This window comes from Pseudomonas sp. BJP69, from assembly GCF_007633355.1.
Classification (GTDB): domain Bacteria; phylum Pseudomonadota; class Gammaproteobacteria; order Pseudomonadales; family Pseudomonadaceae; genus Aquipseudomonas; species Aquipseudomonas juntendi.
The window spans coordinates 1670506-1689244 of sequence record NZ_CP041933.1; the positions used below are offsets into that span (position 1 = coordinate 1670506).

The 18739-nt window shown below is 63.2% G+C and carries 21 protein-coding genes; all 21 read left to right on the forward strand.

Annotated features, from left to right (window positions below; genetic code table 11):
* Positions 1–5 precede the first annotated feature (5 nt).
* A complete protein-coding gene (fliH, locus tag FPB55_RS07805; RefSeq protein ID WP_054904677.1) occupies positions 6–794 on the forward strand; it encodes a flagellar assembly protein FliH in 789 nt (262 codons plus the stop codon).
* Positions 784–2139: a flagellar protein export ATPase FliI gene (fliI, locus tag FPB55_RS07810; RefSeq protein WP_054904676.1), complete on the forward strand. Its 1356-nt coding sequence runs from the start codon at positions 784–786 to the stop codon at positions 2137–2139. The genes fliH and fliI overlap by 11 nt, the downstream gene beginning before the upstream one ends.
* Positions 2140–2145: 6 nt before the next feature.
* On the forward strand, positions 2146–2598 hold the full coding sequence (gene fliJ / locus FPB55_RS07815) for a flagellar export protein FliJ (RefSeq protein WP_144187919.1): 453 nt from the start codon (positions 2146–2148) through the stop codon (positions 2596–2598).
* A gap of 114 nt (positions 2599–2712) precedes the next feature.
* The gene (locus FPB55_RS07820; protein WP_009683209.1) at positions 2713–3015 is read left to right on the forward strand and encodes an STAS domain-containing protein; all 303 of its coding nucleotides are present in this window, start codon (positions 2713–2715) and stop codon (positions 3013–3015) included.
* A gap of 8 nt (positions 3016–3023) precedes the next feature.
* Entirely contained in the window at positions 3024–4715 is a 1692-nt protein-coding gene (locus tag FPB55_RS07825; protein ID WP_144187921.1) for a fused response regulator/phosphatase, read from the forward strand.
* 47 nt (positions 4716–4762) lie between these two features.
* Positions 4763–5110, forward strand: coding sequence for an Hpt domain-containing protein (locus tag FPB55_RS07830; RefSeq protein WP_033690485.1), 348 nt, complete (start codon positions 4763–4765; stop codon positions 5108–5110).
* Positions 5111–5180: 70 nt separating this feature from the next.
* Positions 5181–6443 (forward strand): flagellar hook-length control protein FliK, encoded by a 1263-nt coding sequence (locus tag FPB55_RS07835; protein WP_144187923.1) that lies wholly within the window; start codon positions 5181–5183, stop codon positions 6441–6443.
* A gap of 208 nt (positions 6444–6651) precedes the next feature.
* Positions 6652–7149 carry a flagellar basal body-associated protein FliL gene (gene fliL, locus FPB55_RS07840; protein WP_144187925.1) on the forward strand — a complete coding sequence of 166 codons (498 nt, stop codon included), beginning with the start codon at positions 6652–6654 and terminating at the stop codon, positions 7147–7149.
* 9 nt (positions 7150–7158) lie between these two features.
* Positions 7159–8127 (forward strand): flagellar motor switch protein FliM, encoded by a 969-nt coding sequence (gene fliM / locus FPB55_RS07845; RefSeq protein WP_009683214.1) that lies wholly within the window; start codon positions 7159–7161, stop codon positions 8125–8127.
* Positions 8128–8174: 47 nt separating this feature from the next.
* On the forward strand, positions 8175–8642 hold the full coding sequence (gene fliN / locus FPB55_RS07850; RefSeq protein WP_029885654.1) for a flagellar motor switch protein FliN: 468 nt from the start codon (positions 8175–8177) through the stop codon (positions 8640–8642).
* Entirely contained in the window at positions 8643–9089 is a 447-nt protein-coding gene (gene fliO, locus FPB55_RS07855) for a flagellar biosynthetic protein FliO (RefSeq protein ID WP_054881278.1), read from the forward strand.
* Positions 9089–9856, forward strand: a complete 768-nt coding sequence (gene fliP / locus FPB55_RS07860; protein ID WP_054881279.1) for a flagellar type III secretion system pore protein FliP — start codon at positions 9089–9091, stop codon at positions 9854–9856. Before fliO ends, fliP begins: the two co-directional genes overlap by 1 nt.
* Before the next feature lie 21 nt (positions 9857–9877).
* The gene (gene fliQ, locus FPB55_RS07865; protein ID WP_012273497.1) at positions 9878–10147 is read left to right on the forward strand and encodes a flagellar biosynthesis protein FliQ; all 270 of its coding nucleotides are present in this window, start codon (positions 9878–9880) and stop codon (positions 10145–10147) included.
* A 7-nt stretch (positions 10148–10154) separates the two neighbouring features.
* Positions 10155–10931: a flagellar biosynthetic protein FliR gene (gene fliR, locus FPB55_RS07870; protein ID WP_054881280.1), complete on the forward strand. Its 777-nt coding sequence runs from the start codon at positions 10155–10157 to the stop codon at positions 10929–10931.
* 2 nt (positions 10932–10933) lie between these two features.
* Complete coding sequence (gene flhB / locus FPB55_RS07875; protein WP_009683221.1) at positions 10934–12076, forward strand: flagellar biosynthesis protein FlhB; 1143 nt, start codon at positions 10934–10936, stop codon at positions 12074–12076.
* 238 nt (positions 12077–12314) lie between these two features.
* Positions 12315–14444, forward strand: a complete 2130-nt coding sequence (gene flhA, locus FPB55_RS07880) for a flagellar biosynthesis protein FlhA (protein ID WP_054881281.1) — start codon at positions 12315–12317, stop codon at positions 14442–14444.
* 11 nt (positions 14445–14455) lie between these two features.
* Positions 14456–15763 (forward strand): flagellar biosynthesis protein FlhF, encoded by a 1308-nt coding sequence (gene flhF / locus FPB55_RS07885; RefSeq protein ID WP_115293636.1) that lies wholly within the window; start codon positions 14456–14458, stop codon positions 15761–15763.
* Between the two features lie 84 nt (positions 15764–15847).
* A complete protein-coding gene (gene fleN, locus FPB55_RS07890; protein WP_172828404.1) occupies positions 15848–16690 on the forward strand; it encodes a flagellar synthesis regulator FleN in 843 nt (280 codons plus the stop codon).
* Positions 16687–17427, forward strand: a complete 741-nt coding sequence (gene fliA / locus FPB55_RS07895) for an RNA polymerase sigma factor FliA (RefSeq protein WP_009683227.1) — start codon at positions 16687–16689, stop codon at positions 17425–17427. Before fleN ends, fliA begins: the two co-directional genes overlap by 4 nt.
* Before the next feature lie 116 nt (positions 17428–17543).
* Positions 17544–17918, forward strand: a complete 375-nt coding sequence (locus FPB55_RS07900; protein WP_166524971.1) for a chemotaxis response regulator CheY — start codon at positions 17544–17546, stop codon at positions 17916–17918.
* Between the two features lie 20 nt (positions 17919–17938).
* A complete protein-coding gene (locus tag FPB55_RS07905) occupies positions 17939–18727 on the forward strand; it encodes a protein phosphatase CheZ (protein ID WP_054881284.1) in 789 nt (262 codons plus the stop codon).
* The last annotated feature ends 12 nt before the right edge of the window (positions 18728–18739 follow it).

Below are 18739 nucleotides of genomic sequence, written 5' to 3' on the forward strand. Positions count from 1 at the left end.
TACCAATGTCCACCAAAGAACACCACCCCAGCGACCTGATCCGTGCCCGCGACCTCGAGGGCGTGGATGTATGGGCGTTGCCCAGTTTCGACCCGCAACCCGAGCCCCAACCTGAGCCAGAACCCGAGGTGGTCGAGGACGAAATCGAGGAAGTGCCGCTGGAAGAAGTACAGCCACTGACCCTGGAAGAGCTCGAAGCCATACGCCAGGAAGCCTACAACGAGGGCTTCGCCACCGGTGAGCGCGAGGGCTTCCATAGCACCCAGCTCAAGGTTCGCCAGGAGGCCGAAGAGGCGCTCAAGGCCAAGCTCGACAGCCTTGAGCGGCTGATGAGCAACCTGATGGCGCCGATTGCCGAGCAAGACACGCAGATCGAAAAGCAGCTGGTGCAGCTGGTCGCGCACATGACCCGCCAGGTGATCGGCCGTGAGCTGCGCACCGACTCCAGCCAGATCACCCAGGTGTTGCGCGAGGCACTCAAGCTGCTGCCCATGGGCGCGGACAACATTCGTATTCACCTCAACCCGCAGGATTTCGAGCTGGCCAAGGCCCTGCGCGAACGGCACGAGGAAAACTGGCGGCTATTGGAAGACAGCGCCTTGTTACCGGGGGGTTGCCGCATCGAAACCGCGCACAGTCGCATCGACGCGAGCATGGAAACGCGTACCGAAAAGGCCGTGGCGCAGTTGTTCGACCAGTTGCACGACCATTCCCTGCACCCGGCTCAACCCGACCTGGCGATAGACCTGGATGCGCCGCTCGAGCCTGCCGTGGACAACCCTGATGCGCCTTGAACGCACCAGTTTCAGCAAGCGCCTGGGCAGTTACGCCGAGGCCATTGCGCTGCCCGCCCAGCCCATCGTCGAAGGCCGCCTGCTGCGCATGGTCGGCCTTACCCTGGAGGCCGAAGGTCTGCGTGCCGCCGTTGGTAGCCGCTGCCTGGTGATCAACGACGACAGTTATCACCCGGTGCAGGTCGAGGCCGAGGTCATGGGCTTTGCCGGGTCCAAGGTGTTCCTCATGCCGGTGGGCAGCATTGTCGGCATTGCCCCGGGCGCACGCGTGGTGCCGCTGGATGACGGCGGCCGCCTGCCCATGGGCATGAGCATGCTCGGCCGGGTACTGGACGGTGCGGGCCGCGCGCTGGATGGCAAGGGCGGGATGAAGGCCGAGGATTGGGTGCCGATGGACGGCCCGGTGATCAACCCGCTCAACCGCGACCCGATCAGCAAACCGCTGGATGTGGGTATTCGCAGCATCAACGGCCTGCTGACCGTCGGCCGGGGTCAGCGCCTGGGCCTGTTTGCCGGTACTGGCGTGGGTAAATCGGTATTGCTGGGCATGATGACCCGCTTCACCGAGGCGGAAATCATTGTGGTCGGCCTGATTGGCGAGCGGGGCCGCGAGGTCAAGGAATTCATCGAGCACATTCTCGGTGAGGAGGGCCTCAAGCGCTCCGTGGTGGTCGCCTCGCCGGCCGACGATGCCCCCCTGATGCGCCTGCGCGCCGCCATGTACTGCACGCGCATTGCCGAGTACTTCCGCGATAAAGGCAAGAATGTGCTGTTGCTGATGGATTCGCTGACCCGTTTTGCCCAGGCGCAGCGGGAAATTGCCCTGGCCATTGGCGAGCCGCCGGCCACGCGGGGTTATCCGCCGTCGGTGTTTGCCAAGCTGCCCAAGCTGGTGGAGCGGGCGGGTAATGGCTTGCCGGGCGGTGGGTCGATCACCGCGTTCTATACCGTGCTGTCCGAAGGTGACGATCAGCAAGACCCCATCGCGGATTCGGCGCGTGGTGTGCTTGACGGGCACTTCGTGCTGTCGCGGCGCCTCGCGGAGGAAGGCCATTACCCGGCCATCGATATCGAAGCCTCGATCAGCCGGGTGATGCCGCAGGTGGTGGATGCCGACCACTTGCGCCAGGCGCAGAAATTCAAGCAGCTGTGGTCGCGCTTGTCGCAAAGCCGCGACCTGATCAGCGTGGGTGCCTATGTGGCGGGCGGCGATCCGGAGACTGACCTGGCGATTGCCCTGCAGTCGAAGCTGGTGGGCTTCTTGCGCCAGGGCCTGCGTGAAAACGTGGGTATGGCGCAGAGCCGTGAAGAGCTGGGGGCGATCTTCACGCCCCCGGCCGGCTGATAGGCCATGGCCCTCCCTGGGCGCGCCGCGCGCCTGGCGCCGGTGGTGGACATGGCCGAAGAGGCCGAGCGCAAGGCCGCCCAGCGGCTGGGCCATTTCCAGCAGCAAGTTGCCGTCGCCCAGGCCAAGCTGGCCGAGCTGGAGCAGTTTCGCGAGGACTACCAGCAGCAGTGGCTCAACCGCGGTGGGCAGGGGGTCAATGGCAACTGGCTGGTGAACTACCAGCGCTTCCTTGGCCAGTTGGAAACGGCGATGACCCAGCAGCGGCAGAGCCTGGTCTGGCACCAGAACAACCTCGACAATGCCCGTGGTGCGTGGCAGCAGGCCTACGCCCGGGTGGAGGGGCTGCGCAAGCTGGTGCAGCGCTACCTGGACGAGGCCCGCCGCGCCGAGGACAAGCGTGAGCAGCGCCTGCTGGACGAGTTGTCCCAGCGCCTGCCGCGGCAAGATCAGTTCTGAATCCGTGGCGTCGCTTTGTGAAGCGGCCTGTGGGCGCCGTGTTCTTGCCGCCCGTGCCATCGCCTGCTAAACCTTCAACAAGCTGTATTCGCCATCATCGAAGGAATCGCTCGCATGGCAGTGGAAACTGATCTCACGCAGGATGGGAAAACGTTGACGATCAAGATCAAAGGACGCTTCGATTTCAGCCAGCATCAGGAATTTCGCGGTGCTTATGAGCGCCAACCAGGCGGGCACGATCGCGTGGTTGTCGATCTGAAAGACACGACCCACCTCGACAGTTCGGCCCTGGGCATGCTGTTGCTGCTGCGTGACCATGCGGGCGAAGCGGTCGAGGTTGAAGTGATGAATCCCAGCTCCGATGTGCGCAAGATTCTCGCCATCTCCAATTTCGAAAAACTCTTCAAGATCAGCTGAGCGCCGACATGCCGGCCGAACAGGCATTGACCGTACTGGTTGCCGAGGACGGTGCCGCCGACCGTCTGTTGCTGGCGCAGATCGTGCGCCGCCAGGGGCACGAGGTTGTCACTGCGGAAAATGGTGAGCAGGCCGTGGCGCTGTTCGTCGAGCGGCGCCCGCAGTTGGTGCTGCTGGATGCGCTGATGCCGGTCATGGACGGCTTCGAGGCGGCGCGGCAGATCAAGGCCCTGGCCGGCGAGGCGCTGGTGCCGATCATTTTCCTCACCTCGCTGAACGAGGAGGAGGCCCTGGTGCGTTGCCTGGAAGCGGGCGGCGATGACTTCATGGCCAAGCCCTACAGCGCGGTAATACTGGCAGCCAAGATCCGCGCCATGGACCGCCTGCGTCGGTTGCAGGGTACCGTGCTGGCGCAGCGCGACCAGATCGCCCGGCACCACCACCACTTGCTCAACGAACAGCGGGTGGCCAAGGCCGTGTTCGACAAGGTGGCGCATGCCGGCTGCCTGGCGGCGCCGAACATCCGCTACCTGCAATCACCCTACGCCTTGTTCAATGGTGACCTGATGCTGGCGGCCTTCACACCGGCCGGCGACATGCGTGTACTACTGGGTGATTTTACCGGCCACGGCTTGCCGGCTGCGGTGGGTGCCATGCCGCTGGCGGAGGTGTTCTACGGCATGACCGCCAAGGGCTACGGCATGGCCGAGGTCCTGCGCGAGATGAACGCCAAGCTCAAGCGTATTCTGCCGGTCGACATGTTCTGCTGCGCGGTGCTGCTGAATCTGAGCATGCAGTGTGGCGCAGTAGAGGTATGGAATGGCGGCATGCCTGACGTCTACCACCTCTCGCTGGATGGCCAGGTGTTGTCGGTGCTGCAGTCTCGGCACCTGCCGCTGGGTATTCTGGCGGCCGAACGCTTCGATGCCAGCACAGAGATGTTGCCGCTGGTGCCAGGGGAGCGCCTGTTCCTGCTGTCGGACGGGGTGCTGGAAACTGCCGACGAGCAGGAGCGCCTGTTCGGCGAGCGGCGCCTGCGCGAGGTGCTGAACGCCAATCGTGACCCGGCCTGCTTGTTCGACGAGGTGCTGTTGGCCCTGGAGCGTTTTGGAGGGCACCCTCGCGACGATATCAGCCTGTGCGATATCCGCATGTTCGGTGCCAAAGAGCGGCCACCGATGCCGGTGGTCTACGCTGACAGCGGCCGGTCAAGCCCGCAGGACTGGTCGTTGGCGTTCGAGGTGCGGGGTGCCAGCCTCAAAAGTTTCAACCCGGTGCCCTACCTGGTGCAGTTGTTGCAGGAAATACCCGGCTTGCGAGCGCGCACTGGCCACCTGCACAGCGTGCTCAGCGAGTTGTATTCCAATGCGCTGGAGCATGGCGTGCTCGGTCTGGATTCGCAGCTCAAATGCGATGTGCAGGGCTTTGCCGACTATTATCAAGAACGGGCGCGGCGCCTGGCATCGCTGGCTGAAGGTTGTGTAAGCATCCGTTTCAGGGTTGAACCGCGTGGCCAGGGTGGGCGTCTGAGTATCGAAGTCGGCGACAGCGGCGCTGGTTTCGATGTGCCGAGCGTACTGGCACGGGCTGTGCCGGACCACGGCCTGAGTGGGCGTGGCCTGAAACTGGTGCGGCAGCTGGCCGGTGATGCGCGCTGGGCAGAGGGTGGGCGGTGTGCGCAGGTGGAATTCGAATGGTGAGCCCCGGGCGGGCTTGGGCATAATCTGCTTGATCAGGGAGTGAGCAAGTGATGGACATGCATATCGATCACCAGGTTCTCAAGGGCCTGCGTGAGGTCATGGAGGATGAGTATCTGACGTTGGTGGAGACGTTTCTCACGGACTCGGAGCGCCGCGTGGAGCAGCTACTCGCGGCGAAAAATGCGGCAGAACTCAGGATGGCTGCACACAGCTTCAAGGGCAGTAGCAGCAATATGGGCGCCATGGTGTTGGCCAGCCTGTGCCAGCAGCTTGAAGAGCGTGCGCGGCGGCCGCCGCTGTATGGCATCGAGGACCTGATCAGCCGCATTGATCGGGAGTATCAGGAGGTAAAGCGCTTTTATCGCGGTGAGAAAGATCGCATTTCCACCGGCTGACGACTAGTTGGCGCGAGTCTTGCTTTTCTCCGCCAGGAAGATACTCACGTTCTGGCGCGGAGACCGCTCGATGCCTGTCGCACCCAACCCTTTGTTGCAAGCCAATGCCCCCGCCAGTAGCGCGCGTTCAACTGCCCTGCAGGCAGACAAACCCGTGCAGGCGTTGGGCGACAAGGGCGACGGCTTCGACCAGGTCATGGCCCGGCAGCGGCGCAACCCGCCGGCTGGGCCCGATGACAAGGTTGCCCAGGCCAGGCCCAAGGACAAGCCGGAAGCGGCTGTTGGCGGCAAGAAAGACCCGGGCAGCAAGGCTGCGGTTGCCGATGACGGCAACAAATTGCCAGATGACGATACCGCCCAGGCCGATACCGGGCTGACGGACGCCAGCCTGGTGGCCGGGCAGGTCACCGATGGCCAGCCCGGCGGGCAGTTGATCCAGGCCCAGGCCGAGGCGGTGACGCCCGTGTTGCAAGCCGCCACGGCGCAAGCCCAACTGGCCACCGCAGTGCCGGCAGAACCCACCGAAGAAGCCTTCGACCCTGACGCCGACCCCTTGGCCAACCTGCCAACCCTGCGCCTGGCGCTGGAGCACAGCGCCCAGGCCAAAGGCAGTACTTCCGCACATGCCCTTGATCCGGCTCAGGCCCAGGGCGATGACGGCCGCGCTGCCGTCAATAGCTTGACGACTCTGGTCGAGCAAAGCGAGGGCGACGCTACCGAGTCCGGTGACGGGGCGTTCGGTGCCTTGCTCGAAGATGGCCTGAAAGACACCAAGAGCGCTGCCAGCGACACCCGTATCGACGACTTCGCCAATCGCCTGGCCAGCCTGACCCAGGCAGCCACGGCCAAGACCGCCAACGCGGTGCCGGCCAGTGCCAGCCCGCTGCACCAGCCCTTGCCGATGAACCAGAATGCGTGGGCTGAGGGCCTGGTCAACCGGGTCATGTACTTGTCCAGCCAGAATCTCAAGTCGGCGGATATCCAGCTGGAGCCGGCCGAGCTGGGCCGCCTGGACATTCGCGTCAATGTGGCGGCGGACCAGGCTACCCAGATCACGTTCATCAGCGGCCACGCGGGCGTGCGTGATGCCCTGGACAGCCAGGTGCACCGCCTGCGCGAGCTGTTCGCCCAGCAGGGGCTGGCGCAGCCCGACGTCAACGTCGCCGATCAGTCGCGGGGGCAGCAGCAGCAACAGGGCCAGGCACAGGACAGCAACCTGTCCGGGGTGGCCGCGCGGCGGGCCGGGCAGGGTGGGGGCGAGGTTGTCGATAGCGCCCGGCCTGTGGAGCAGCAGGTGGTTGTCGGCGACAGTGCGGTCGATTACTACGCCTGATGCCCGGTTGCCTGTTCCGGCCTGTTCGCGGGCTCGCCCGCTCCCACAGGGATTTGCAACCTATGCAGTACCTGTGGGAGCGGGCATGCCCGCGAATAAGACAGCACCGCAGATCCTGCTGAAACCGAACTTCTGAATAAGCTGGCATAACACTTGCTCAGGCCAAGCCATCCTCCTTTGAACCCCCGATGGACGACGGATTATTGGCATGGCGAAGAGCGAAGCAGTCAAAGACCCCGCCACAAAAGGCAAACTCAAGCTGATCATCATGGCTGTCGTCGGCTTGTTGCTGGCGATCGGCCTTTCGGTGGGCGCTACCTGGTTCATCATGCACAAGAGCGAACCGGCGCCGGCCGCCGAGGCGGCAGCCAGCAACGTCAAGCCAGCAGCGATCTACCAGGCGCTGACCCCGGCCTTCGTGGTCAACTTCAACCAGAACGGGCGCGAGCGCTACATGCAGGTGAGCATCACCATGCAGGCGCGCAACCAGGCAGACCTGGATGCGCTCAAGGTGCACATGCCGGTCATCCGCAACAACCTGGTGATGATGTTCTCCGGGCAGGGCTTCGACGCCCTCGCCAGCAGCCCGGTCGGCCAGGAAATGCTGCGCCAGAAAGCCACTGCCGTGGTCCAGGAAGTGGCGCAGAAGGAACTTGGCAAGCCGGTCATCGACCAGCTGCTGTTCACCAATTTCGTATTGCAGTAGGAGTCCGCCATGGCCGTACAGGACCTGCTGTCCCAGGATGAAATCGATGCCCTGTTGCACGGCGTCGACGACGGGCTGGTGCAGACCGAGACCGCCGCGGAGCCCGGCAGTATCAAAAGCTACGACCTGACCAGTCAGGACCGTATCGTGCGCGGTCGCATGCCGACCCTGGAAATGATCAACGAGCGTTTCGCCCGTTACACCCGCATCAGCATGTTCAACCTGCTGCGCCGCTCGGCCGACGTGGCCGTAGGTGGCGTGCAGGTGATGAAGTTCGGCGAGTACGTGCACTCGCTGTATGTGCCGACCAGCCTGAACCTGGTCAAGATCAAGCCATTGCGTGGCACCTCGCTGTTCATTCTCGACGCCAAGCTGGTGTTCAAGCTGGTGGACAATTTCTTCGGCGGCGATGGCCGCCACGCCAAGATCGAGGGCCGTGAGTTCACCCCCACCGAGCTGCGCGTGGTACGCATGGTGCTGGACCAGTGCTTCGTCGACCTGAAGGAAGCCTGGCAGGCCATCATGCCGGTGTCTTTCGAGTACATGAACTCCGAGGTCAACCCGGCCATGGCCAACATCGTCGGCCCGAGCGAGGCAGTGGTGGTGTCCACCTTCCATATCGAGCTGGACGGTGGTGGCGGTGACCTGCACGTGACCATGCCGTATTCGATGATCGAGCCGGTGCGCGAGATGCTCGATGCCGGTTTCCAGTCCGACCTGGACGACCAGGACGAGCGTTGGGTCAAGGCCCTGCGCGAAGACGTGCTGGATGTTGCAGTGCCGATGACTGCCACCGTGGCCCGGCGCCAGTTGAAGCTGCGCGACATCCTGCACATGCAGCCTGGCGATGTGATACCGGTGGAGTTGCCCGAGCACCTGGTGTTGCGCGCCAATGGCGTGCCGGCGTTCAAGGCGCGGCTGGGCTCGCACAAGGGCAACCTGGCGCTGCAGATCATCGACCCGATCGAACGCCGCTGACGGCGTGCCGGTCGCCCCTAACGAATTGAATGCCTGTCGAGGAAACCATGGCTAACGAAAACGAGATCACCTCCCCAGAAGATCAGGCCTTGGCCGATGAGTGGGCCGCCGCGCTGGAAGAGACCGGTGCTGCCGGCCAGGCGGACATCGATGCGCTGCTGGGCGGTGACACCGGCAGCCACAGCGGCCCGGGCCGCCTGCCAATGGAAGAGTTCGCCAGCTCGCCCAAGCCGAACGAAAATGTCAGCCTCGAAGGCCCGAACCTGGATGTGATCCTGGATATCCCGGTGAACATCTCCATGGAAGTGGGCAGCACCGAGATCAACATCCGCAACCTGCTGCAGCTCAACCAGGGTTCGGTCATCGAGCTTGACCGCCTGGCCGGCGAGCCACTGGACGTGCTGGTCAACGGTACGTTGATCGCCCATGGCGAAGTGGTAGTGGTCAACGAGAAGTTCGGCATTCGCCTGACCGACGTGATCAGCCCCAGCGAACGCATCAAGAAGCTGCGCTGAGTGAAGGCCACGATACGCACCATCGCGGCACTTGCGGCGTTGTTGGGCAGCCACGCCTGCCTGGCAGCGGCCACGCCCACGGCCACGCCGGCAGCGGCGCCTGGCAGCCTGGGCGGACAACTGGCGCAGATGGTCTTCGGCCTGCTGCTGGTGGTTGGCCTGATTTTCTTCCTGGCCTGGCTGCTGCGGCGTTTGCAAAGCACGGCGGTGAAGGGTGGGCAGGTGATCGAGATCGTCGGCAGCCGCGCCATCGGCCCGCGCGACCGCCTGTTGCTGGTGCAGGTGGGCAAGGAGCAGATTTTGATAGGCCATACCCCTGGCAGCATCGAGGCATTGCATGTGCTGGCAGAGCCGGTGCAGGTGCCGGAAAACGCTCGCCAGGCGACGCCGGAGTTTGCCCAGCGGTTGATGGAGTTGATGGGCAAGAACCCTAAGGACAACACGTGATGAGCGGCGCGCTGCGTAGGTTGTTGGGGCCGTTGTTGACAGTGGCGCTGTTGCTGGCCGCGCCGTTGGCGTTGGCCGCCGACCCGTTGTCGATTCCGGCCATTACCCTGTCCAATACCGCGGACGGGCAGCAGGAATATTCGGTCAGCCTGCAAATCCTGCTGATCATGACGGCGCTGAGCTTCATTCCGGCGTTCGTCATCCTCATGACCAGCTTCACCCGTATCATCATCGTGTTCTCGATCCTGCGCCAGGCCCTGGGCTTGCAGCAGACACCGTCGAACCAGCTGCTGACCGGCATGGCGCTGTTCCTGACGATGTTCATCATGGCCCCGGTGTTCGACCGGGTGAACCAGGATGCCCTGCAGCCTTACCTGAAAGAACAGATGACCGCTCAGCAGGCCATCGACAAGGCCCAGGGCCCGCTCAAGGACTTCATGCTGGCGCAAACCCGGCAAAGCGACCTGGACCTGTTCATGCGCTTGTCCAAGCGCACCGACATTGCCGGGCCCGATCAAGTGCCGCTGACCATCCTGGTGCCTGCGTTCGTCACCTCCGAGCTGAAAACGGCGTTCCAGATCGGCTTCATGATTTTCATCCCGTTCCTGATCATCGACATGGTGGTGGCCAGTGTGCTGATGGCGATGGGTATGATGATGCTGTCGCCGCTGATCATTTCGCTGCCGTTCAAGATCATGCTGTTCGTGCTGGTCGATGGCTGGGCGCTGATCATGGGCACCCTGGCCAGCAGTTTCGGCGGCGTCTGACGCCGTCAAGGAGAGCCGCCGATGACACCTGAAGTCGCTGTCGACCTGTTCCGTGATGCCCTGTGGCTGACCACCCTGATGGTGGCCGTGCTGGTGGTGCCAAGCCTGCTGGTGGGCCTGGTGGTGGCGATGTTCCAGGCCGCAACGCAGATCAACGAACAGACCCTGAGCTTTCTGCCGCGCCTGCTGGTGATGCTGATCACGCTGATCGTTGCCGGGCCGTGGCTGGTGCAGAAGTTCATGGAGTACATCACCACGCTCTACACCAACATTCCGCAGCTCATAGGTTGATGCGCGGATGCTGGAGCTGACCGATACGCAGATCGGCACCTGGGTCGCCACCTTCATCCTGCCGTTGTTCAGGGTGACGGCGGTGTTGATGACCATGCCGATCTTCGGTACCCGCATGCTGCCGGCGCGGGTGCGCCTGTACGTGGCCGTGGCCATTACCGTGGTCATCGTGCCGGCGTTGCCACCGCTGCCTGAATTCGACCCGCTTAGCCTGCGCGGCCTGCTGCTGTGCGCCGAACAGATCATCGTCGGGACGTTGTTCGGCCTGGCGTTGCAGTTGCTGTTCCAGGCGTTCGTGATTGCCGGGCAGATCGTTGCGGTGCAGATGGGTATGGCCTTTGCCTCCATGGTCGACCCGGGGAACGGGGTCAACGTTACGGTGATCAGCCAGTTCATGACGATGCTGGTGAGTGTGCTGTTCCTGTTGATGAACGGCCACCTGGTGGTGTTCGAGGTGCTGACCGAAAGCTTCACCACGTTGCCGGTGGGCAATGCGCTGGTGGTCAACCACTTCTGGGAGCTCGCCGGGCGCATGGGTTGGGTGTTCGGTGCCGGCTTGCTGTTGATCCTGCCGGTGATTGCGGCGTTGCTGGTGGTGAACATTGCCTTTGGGGTGATGACCCGTGCGGCGCCGCAGCTGAACATTTTCTCCATCGGTTTCCCGTTGACCCTGGTCATGGGCATGTTCATCTTCTGGGTCGGCCTGGCCGATGTGCTGTCGCACTACCAGGCATTGGCCAGCGAAACGCTGCAGTGGCTGCGTGAACTGGCAAGGGCGGGCTGAGCATGGCTGAGAGCGAAAGCGGCCAGGACAAAACGGAAGACCCCACCGAGAAACGCAAGCGCGACTCACGGGAAAAAGGCGAGGTCGCCCGCTCCAAGGAGTTGAACACGGTGGCGGTGACCCTGGCCGGCGCGGGTGGGCTGCTGGCGTTTGGCGGCCATTTGGCCGAAACCCTGCTGGCGTTGATGCGCATGAATTTCAGCCTGACCCGCGACATCATCGTGGACGAGCGGGCGATGGGCGCGTTTCTGCTGGCCTCGGGCAAGATGGCCATCTGGGCCGTGCAGCCGGTGCTGATCCTGCTGTTCGTGATCTCCTTCGTGGCGCCCATCGCGCTGAGCGGCTTCCTGTTCTCGGGCAGTTTGCTGCAGCCGAAATTCAGTCGCATGAATCCGTTGTCGGGCATCAAGCGCATGTTCTCGATGCATGCCTTGACCGAATTGCTGAAGGCGCTGGCCAAGTTTTTCGTCATCCTGGTAGTGGCGGTGGTGGTACTGATCAACGACCGCCAGGCGCTGCTGTCGATTGCCAACGAGCCGCTGGAGCAGGCGATCATTCACAGCCTGCAGGTGGTGGGCTGGAGTGCCTTGTGGATGTCGGCCGGGTTGTTGCTGATCGCGGCTGCGGATGTGCCGTTCCAGCTGTACCAGACGCACAAGAAACTGAAGATGACCAAGCAGGAAGTGCGCGACGAGTACAAGGACAGCGAGGGCAAGCCCGAGGTCAAGCAGCGTATTCGCCAGCTGCAGCGCGAAGTGTCGCAGCGGCGCATGATGGCGGCGGTGCCGCAGGCCGACGTGATCATCACCAACCCGACCCACTATGCGGTGGCCTTGCAGTATGACCCGGAGAAGGGTGGGGTGGCGCCGTTGCTGTTGGCCAAGGGCACGGATTTCATTGCCTTGAAGATTCGCGAAATTGGCGTGGAGCATAAGGTTCAGATCCTGGAATCGCCGGCCTTGGCGCGGGCGATCTATTACTCGACCGAGATCGAGCAGGAAATCCCCGCCGGCCTGTACCTGGCTGTGGCGCAGGTGCTGGCCTATGTGTTCCAGATCCGCCAGTACCGTGCGGGCAAGGGCAAGCGCCCTGAGCCGTTGAAGGATGACCTGCCGATCCCGCCAGACCTGCGCCGCGACAGTTGACCTTGTGTCTTGAGAGGGGATTAGAAGCTGTCATTCACCTCAACCTGTGGGAGCGGGCGTGCCCGCGAACACCGGCGCAGCCGGTGCCAGACACCGCGTCGCCTGCTTCGCGGGCACGCCCGCTCCCACAGGCCGGCCCACAACATAAATCTCCTGTTGCGCAAAGTTGGAAGGCTTCTTGCAATGCCAGCCGCAGATGCCCCTTGGGCGTCAAAGTTTTGCATCAAGAGGATTCGCGGTGGATCGCACTCAGTTAATCAGCAACGCCCGTCATAACCTGGCCGGGCTCGGCCGGGGCAACCTGGGTGTACCGCTGCTGCTGCTGGTGATGTTGGCAATGATGATGTTGCCGATACCACCGTTCCTGCTCGACGTGTTCTTCACCTTCAACATCGCCTTGTCGATCGTGGTGCTGCTGGTCTGCGTCTACGCCCTGCGCCCGCTCGACTTCGCTGCATTCCCCACCATCCTGCTGGTGGCCACGCTGCTGCGCCTGGCGCTGAACGTGGCCTCCACGCGGGTGGTCATGCTGCACGGCCAGGAAGGCCACGGCGCCGCCGGCAAGGTGATCCAGGCCTTCGGCGAGGTGGTGATCGGCGGTAACTACGTGGTCGGTGCGGTGGTCTTCGCCATCCTCATGATCATCAACTTCGTGGTGGTGACCAAGGGCGCCGGGCGTATCTCGGAAGTGAGCGCGCGCTTCACGCTCGACGCCATGCCCGGCAAGCAGATGGCGATCGACGCCGACCTCAATGCTGGCCTCATCGACCAGGCCCAGGCCAAGCACCGTCGTGCCGAGGTGGCCCAGGAGGCCGAGTTCTACGGTTCGATGGACGGTGCCAGCAAGTTCGTCCGCGGTGACGCCATCGCCGGCTTGCTGATCCTGTTCATCAACCTGATCGGTGGCATGCTGATCGGCATGCTGCAGCATGGCATGAGCTTCGGCGATGCCGGCAAGGTGTACGCCCTGCTGACCATCGGTGACGGTTTGGTGGCGCAATTGCCATCACTGCTGTTGTCGACCGCTGCGGCGATCATGGTCACCCGCGCCTCGGGCTCGGAGGACATGGGCAAACTGATCAACCGGCAGATGTTCGACTCGCCCAAGGCGTTGGCGGTGTCGGCGGGGTTGATGATTGTCATGGGGCTGGTGCCGGGCATGCCGCACGTCGCCTTCATCGGCCTGGGTCTGCTGGCCGGTGGCGGGGCTTATCTCGTATGGAAGAAACAACAGAAGGCCAAGGCCCAGGCCTTGCAGGAGGCGCAGCGCCAGCAAGACCTGCTGCCTTCGCCGCAGCGGGCGCTGGAAACCAAGGAGCTGGGCTGGGACGATGTGACACCGATCGACATGATCGGCCTGGAAGTCGGCTACCGGCTGATCCCCTTGGTGGACCGCAACCAGGGTGGTCAGTTGCTGGCGCGAATCAAGGGCGTGCGCAAGAAGCTGTCGCAGGACCTGGGCTTCCTCATGCCCACGGTGCATATCCGCGACAACCTTGACCTGCAGCCCAGCGCCTATCGCCTGACGCTGATGGGGGTGATCCTGGCGGAGGCCGAGATTTACCCGGACCGCGAGTTGGCGATCAACCCGGGGCAGGTGTTCGGCACCCTCAACGGCATTGCCGCACGTGACCCGGCGTTCGGCCTGGAAGCGGTGTGGATCGACGTGGGCCAGCGCTCGCAGGCGCAGTCGCTGGGCTACACCGTGGTCGATGCCAGTACGGTAGTGGCCACCCACCTCAACCAGATCCTGCAGAAGCACTGCCATGAACTGATTGGCCACGAAGAGGTCCAGCAACTGTTGCAGGTGTTGGCCAAGGCTTCGCCTAAACTTGCAGAAGAACTGGTGCCGGGTGTCATTTCCTTGTCGGGGCTGCTCAAGGTCTTGCAGGCCCTGTTGTCGGAACAGGTACCCGTGCGCGATATTCGCAGTATTGCCGAAGCAATCGCGAACAACGCTGGCAAGAGTCAAGATACCGCCGCGCTGGTTGCGGCGGTGCGCGTCGGATTGTGTCGCGCCATCGTGCAAAGCATTGTCGGCGTTGAGTCGGAGCTCCCGGTGATCACCCTGGAGCCAAGGTTGGAACAGATTTTGCTCAATAGTCTGCAACGCGCCGGGCAAGGCCAGGAAGACGGTGTTCTTCTGGAACCGAGCATGGCCGAAAAGCTGCAACGTTCGCTGATCGAAGCGGCCCAGCGCCAGGAAATGCAGGGCCAGCCGGCCATTCTGCTGGTCGCCGGCCCGATCCGCGCCATGCTGTCGCGTTTCGGTCGCCTGGCTGTACCGAATTTGCATGTGCTGGCGTATCAGGAAATACCGGACAACAAGCAAGTCACCATCGTTGCCACCGTGGGCCCTAACGGCTGAGGTAGTGGATAATGCAAGTTAAGCGATTTTTCGCCGCCGATATGCGTCAGGCCATGAAACTGGTCCGTGATGAGCTGGGCGCCGATGCCGCGATCATTGGCAACCGTCGCATTGCCGGCGGTGTCGAGCTGACGGCCGCGCTGGACTACAAGCTGTCCGCCCTGGCCCCGCGTGTGCCCAATGCCGAGCTGGAAGAAGAGCTGCGCAAGACCCACACGCGCATTGCCACGGCCCAGGCCGAGCTGGGCCACCGCCAGGACAGCAGCGATAACAACCGCCAATTGTTCGCCGGGCAGTCGCTGACCGCTGCCGAGCCGCTGGTCGAGCCCCATGTCGATGCCCCACAGGCGGCGGCCGCCACGGCGCCGGCGCCCGTTGACCCGCGCCTGTTCGATGCCATGCGCTCCGAACTGTCGGGCCTGCGCGAACTGCTGGAAGTGCAGCTCGGCTCGCTGGCCTGGACCCAGCTGCAGGGCAGCAAGCCACAACAGGCCAACATCTGGCGGCGCCTGCAGCGCATTGGCCTGTCCGGGCCGATTGCCCGCGAGTTGCTGGAGCTGACCGCCGAAATCGAAGAGCCACGCCATGCCTGGCGCATGTTGCTGGCGCACTTGGCGCGCATGATCGAAATTCCCGAGGTAGAGCCGATCGAAGAAGGCGGTGTGATCGCCATGGTCGGCCCGGCCGGCATGGGCAAGACCACCACCCTGGCCAAGCTGGCGGCGCGCTACGTGCTCAAGTACGGCGCGCAGAACATGGCGCTGGTGAGCATGGACAGCTTCCGCATCGGTGCCCAGGAGCAGCTCAAGACCCTTGGCCGCATCCTCAATGTCCCGGTCACCTATGTCGACCCAGGCCAGTCGCTGGCGGCAGCGCTGGAGCCGCTGCTGCGCAAGCGTGTGGTGCTGATCGACACCGCCGGCCTGCAGGCCAGCGACCCGGCCCTGCGCATGCAGCTGGAAACCCTGGCCGGCCGTGGCATCGCCGCCAAGAATTACCTGGTACTGGCCACCACCAGCCAGAAGCAGGTGCTGACCGCCGCCTACCACAGCTACAAGCGCTGTGGCCTGGCCGGCTGCATCCTGACCAAGCTCGATGAAACGGCAAGCCTTGGCGATGTGCTGAGCCTTGCCATCAGTCATGATTTGCCTGTGGCCTATCTTACCGACGGCCCGCGCATTCCTGACGACCTGCACCTGCCGCGGGGGCACCAGCTGGTGTCCCGCGCGGTCAATGTGCAGCAGCAGGAGGAGCCCAGCGAAGAGGCAATGGCCGACATGTTCGCTGATCTCTACCACAACCCACGGCGAGCGGGTTGAGTATGAAACGTGTGCAAAGTAGCTATGCCAAGGGGTACGCAGAATTGCCCTACGTGTGGCCTGGGTCCCAGCGATACAAGGTAAATTACAAACATGGGTAGCATGCATCCCGTACAGGTGATCGCCGTGACCGGTGGCAAAGGTGGCGTCGGCAAGACTAACGTTTCAGTGAACCTGTCCCTGGCGTTGGCCGAACTCGGCCGCAGGGTCATGTTGCTGGATGCCGACCTGGGCCTGGCCAATGTCGACGTGTTGCTGGGCCTGACGCCCAAACGGACCCTGGCCGATGTCATCGAAGGGCGCTGCGAGCTGCGTGACGTGATATTGCAGGGCCCTGGTGGTGTGCGCATCGTACCGGCTGCCTCCGGTACGCAGAGCATGGTCCACCTGGCGCCGGCCCAGCATGCCGGGCTGATCCAGGCGTTCAGCGAAGTCGGCGACAACCTCGATGTACTGGTCATCGATACCGCTGCGGGTATCGGTGAGTCGGTCGTCAGCTTTGTCCGTGCCGCCCAGGAAGTGCTGCTGGTGGTGTGCGACGAGCCGACCTCGATCACCGATGCCTACGCGCTGATCAAGCTGCTCAACCGTGACTACGGCATGAACCGCTTCCGCGTGCTGGCCAACATGGCCCAGAGCCCTCAGGAAGGGCGCAACCTGTTTGCCAAGCTGACCAAGGTTACCGACCGTTTCCTGGATGTCGCCCTGCAGTACGTAGGCGCCGTGCCCTACGACGAGTGCGTGCGCAAGGCGGTGCAGAAGCAGCGTGCCGTTTACGAAGCCTTCCCACGCTCCAAGTGCGCGCTGGCCTTCAAGGCGATTGCCCAGAAGGTCGACAGCTGGCCGCTGCCGGCCAACCCACGTGGCCACCTGGAGTTCTTCGTCGAGCGCCTGGTGCAGCCGACCAGCGCGGGACCGGTGCTATGAACGCCAGCGGGTTCAAGATGTACAGCCGGGCGGCGAAAGACGCCCAGTACGAGTTGATCGAACGCTACGCCCCCCTGGTCAAGCGCATCGCCTACCACCTGTTGGCGCGCTTGCCGGCCAACGTGCAGGTCGAGGACCTGATCCAGGCCGGCATGATCGGCTTGCTGGAAGTGGCCAACAAGTACGACGCCAGCAAGGGCGCCAGCTTCGAAACCTATGCCGGCATTCGTATCCGCGGCGCCATGCTCGACGAAGTGCGCAAAGGCGACTGGGCACCCCGTTCGGTGCACCGCAACACCCGTATGGTCAGCGACGCGATGCGCGCCGTGGAGGCCAGAACCGGCCGTGACGCTAAAGATCATGAAGTTGCTGCCGAACTCCAATTGAGCCTCGATGATTACTACGCGATCCTCAACGATACCTTGGGCAGCCGTTTGTTCAGCTTCGATGACCTGCTGCAGGACGGTGAGCACGAAGGGCTGCATGAAGACGGCGCCAGCGGCCAGGTCGAACCTGCCCGGGGCCTCGAGGAGGAGCGCTTCCAGCTAGCCCTGACCGAGGCCATCGCCAACTTGCCCGAGCGTGAACGCCTGGTGCTGGCGCTGTACTACGACGAAGAGCTCAACCTCAAGGAGATCGGTGAGGTGCTGGGGGTCAGCGAGTCGCGGGTCAGCCAGTTGCACAGCCAGTGTGCCGCGCGTCTGCGTAGCCGCCTGGGGGAATGGCGGGCGCGCTGAGCCTGCTAGGGTTGCGGCTGTTTCCACGCGGTTTTCCACGTTGTACCGAATTGATTGAATGCGCGCTCGGGGCCGAGCGCGTTTGAGACTGCTTGGAGGTCTACTTGAACAAAGACATGAAAATCCTCATCGTTGACGACTTTTCGACGATGCGGCGGATCATCAAGAACCTGTTGCGTGACCTGGGCTTCACCAACACCGATGAGGCCGACGACGGCACCACGGCGCTGCCGATGCTGGAAAACGGCCATTACGACTTCCTGGTGACCGACTGGAACATGCCTGGCATGTCCGGCATCGACCTGCTGCGCAAGGTGCGTGCCCACGACCGGCTGAAAACCATGCCCGTGCTGATGGTGACTGCCGAAGCCAAGCGCGACCAGATCATTGAAGCGGCCCAGGCCGGCGTCAATGGTTACGTGGTCAAGCCGTTCACGGCGCAGGTGCTCAAAGAAAAGATCGAGAAGATCTTCGAACGCGTCAACGGCTGAGTCACGTCAGGGGGCGCGCCATGGATTCATCACATAACTCTTTGGGCGAGTTCGAATCGACCCTGAAGAAACATGCCCAGGAGTTGGTCGAAAGCCTGGAGCGGGGCCGTTTCGGCGAGGCGGTGCAGCTGATTCACGAGCTGAACCAGACCCGCGACCGCGGCCTGTACCAGGAAGTCGGCAAGCTGACCCGCGAGCTGCACAGTGCCATCGTCAGTTTCCAGATCGACCCGACCATGCCGCAGGCCGAAGAGGTGTCGCAGATTACCGATGCCACCGAGCGCCTGTCCTATGTGGTCAAGCTCACGGAAGGCGCGGCCAACCGCACCATGGACCTGGTCGAGGCAAGCACCCCGGTGCTCAACGACCTGGCCAGCGAGGCCAAGGCCCTGAGCACCGACTGGCAACGCTTCATGCGCCGCGAAGTGGCGGCGGAAGAATTCCGCGACCTGGTCAAGCGGGTCGACAGTTTCCTCACGCACAGCGCCGAAGGTAATCGCAAGGTCGCCGGCCACCTCAATGACATTCTGCTGGCCCAGGACTATCAGGACCTGACCGGGCAGGTGATCAAGCGCGTCACCAACCTGGTGACCGAAGTGGAAAGCAACCTGCTCAAGTTGGTGCTGATGGCCAGTCAGGTCGACCGCTTTGCGGGCATTCAGCATGACCACGATCAATTGCGCGCAGAAAAAGATCGAGAAAAACATCCGACTCGGGGTGAAGGTCCGCAGATTCATGCCGATAAGCGTGAAGACGTCGTGTCCGGCCAGGACGACGTCGATGATCTGCTGTCCAGCCTGGGTTTTTAAGGAGCACCTTTG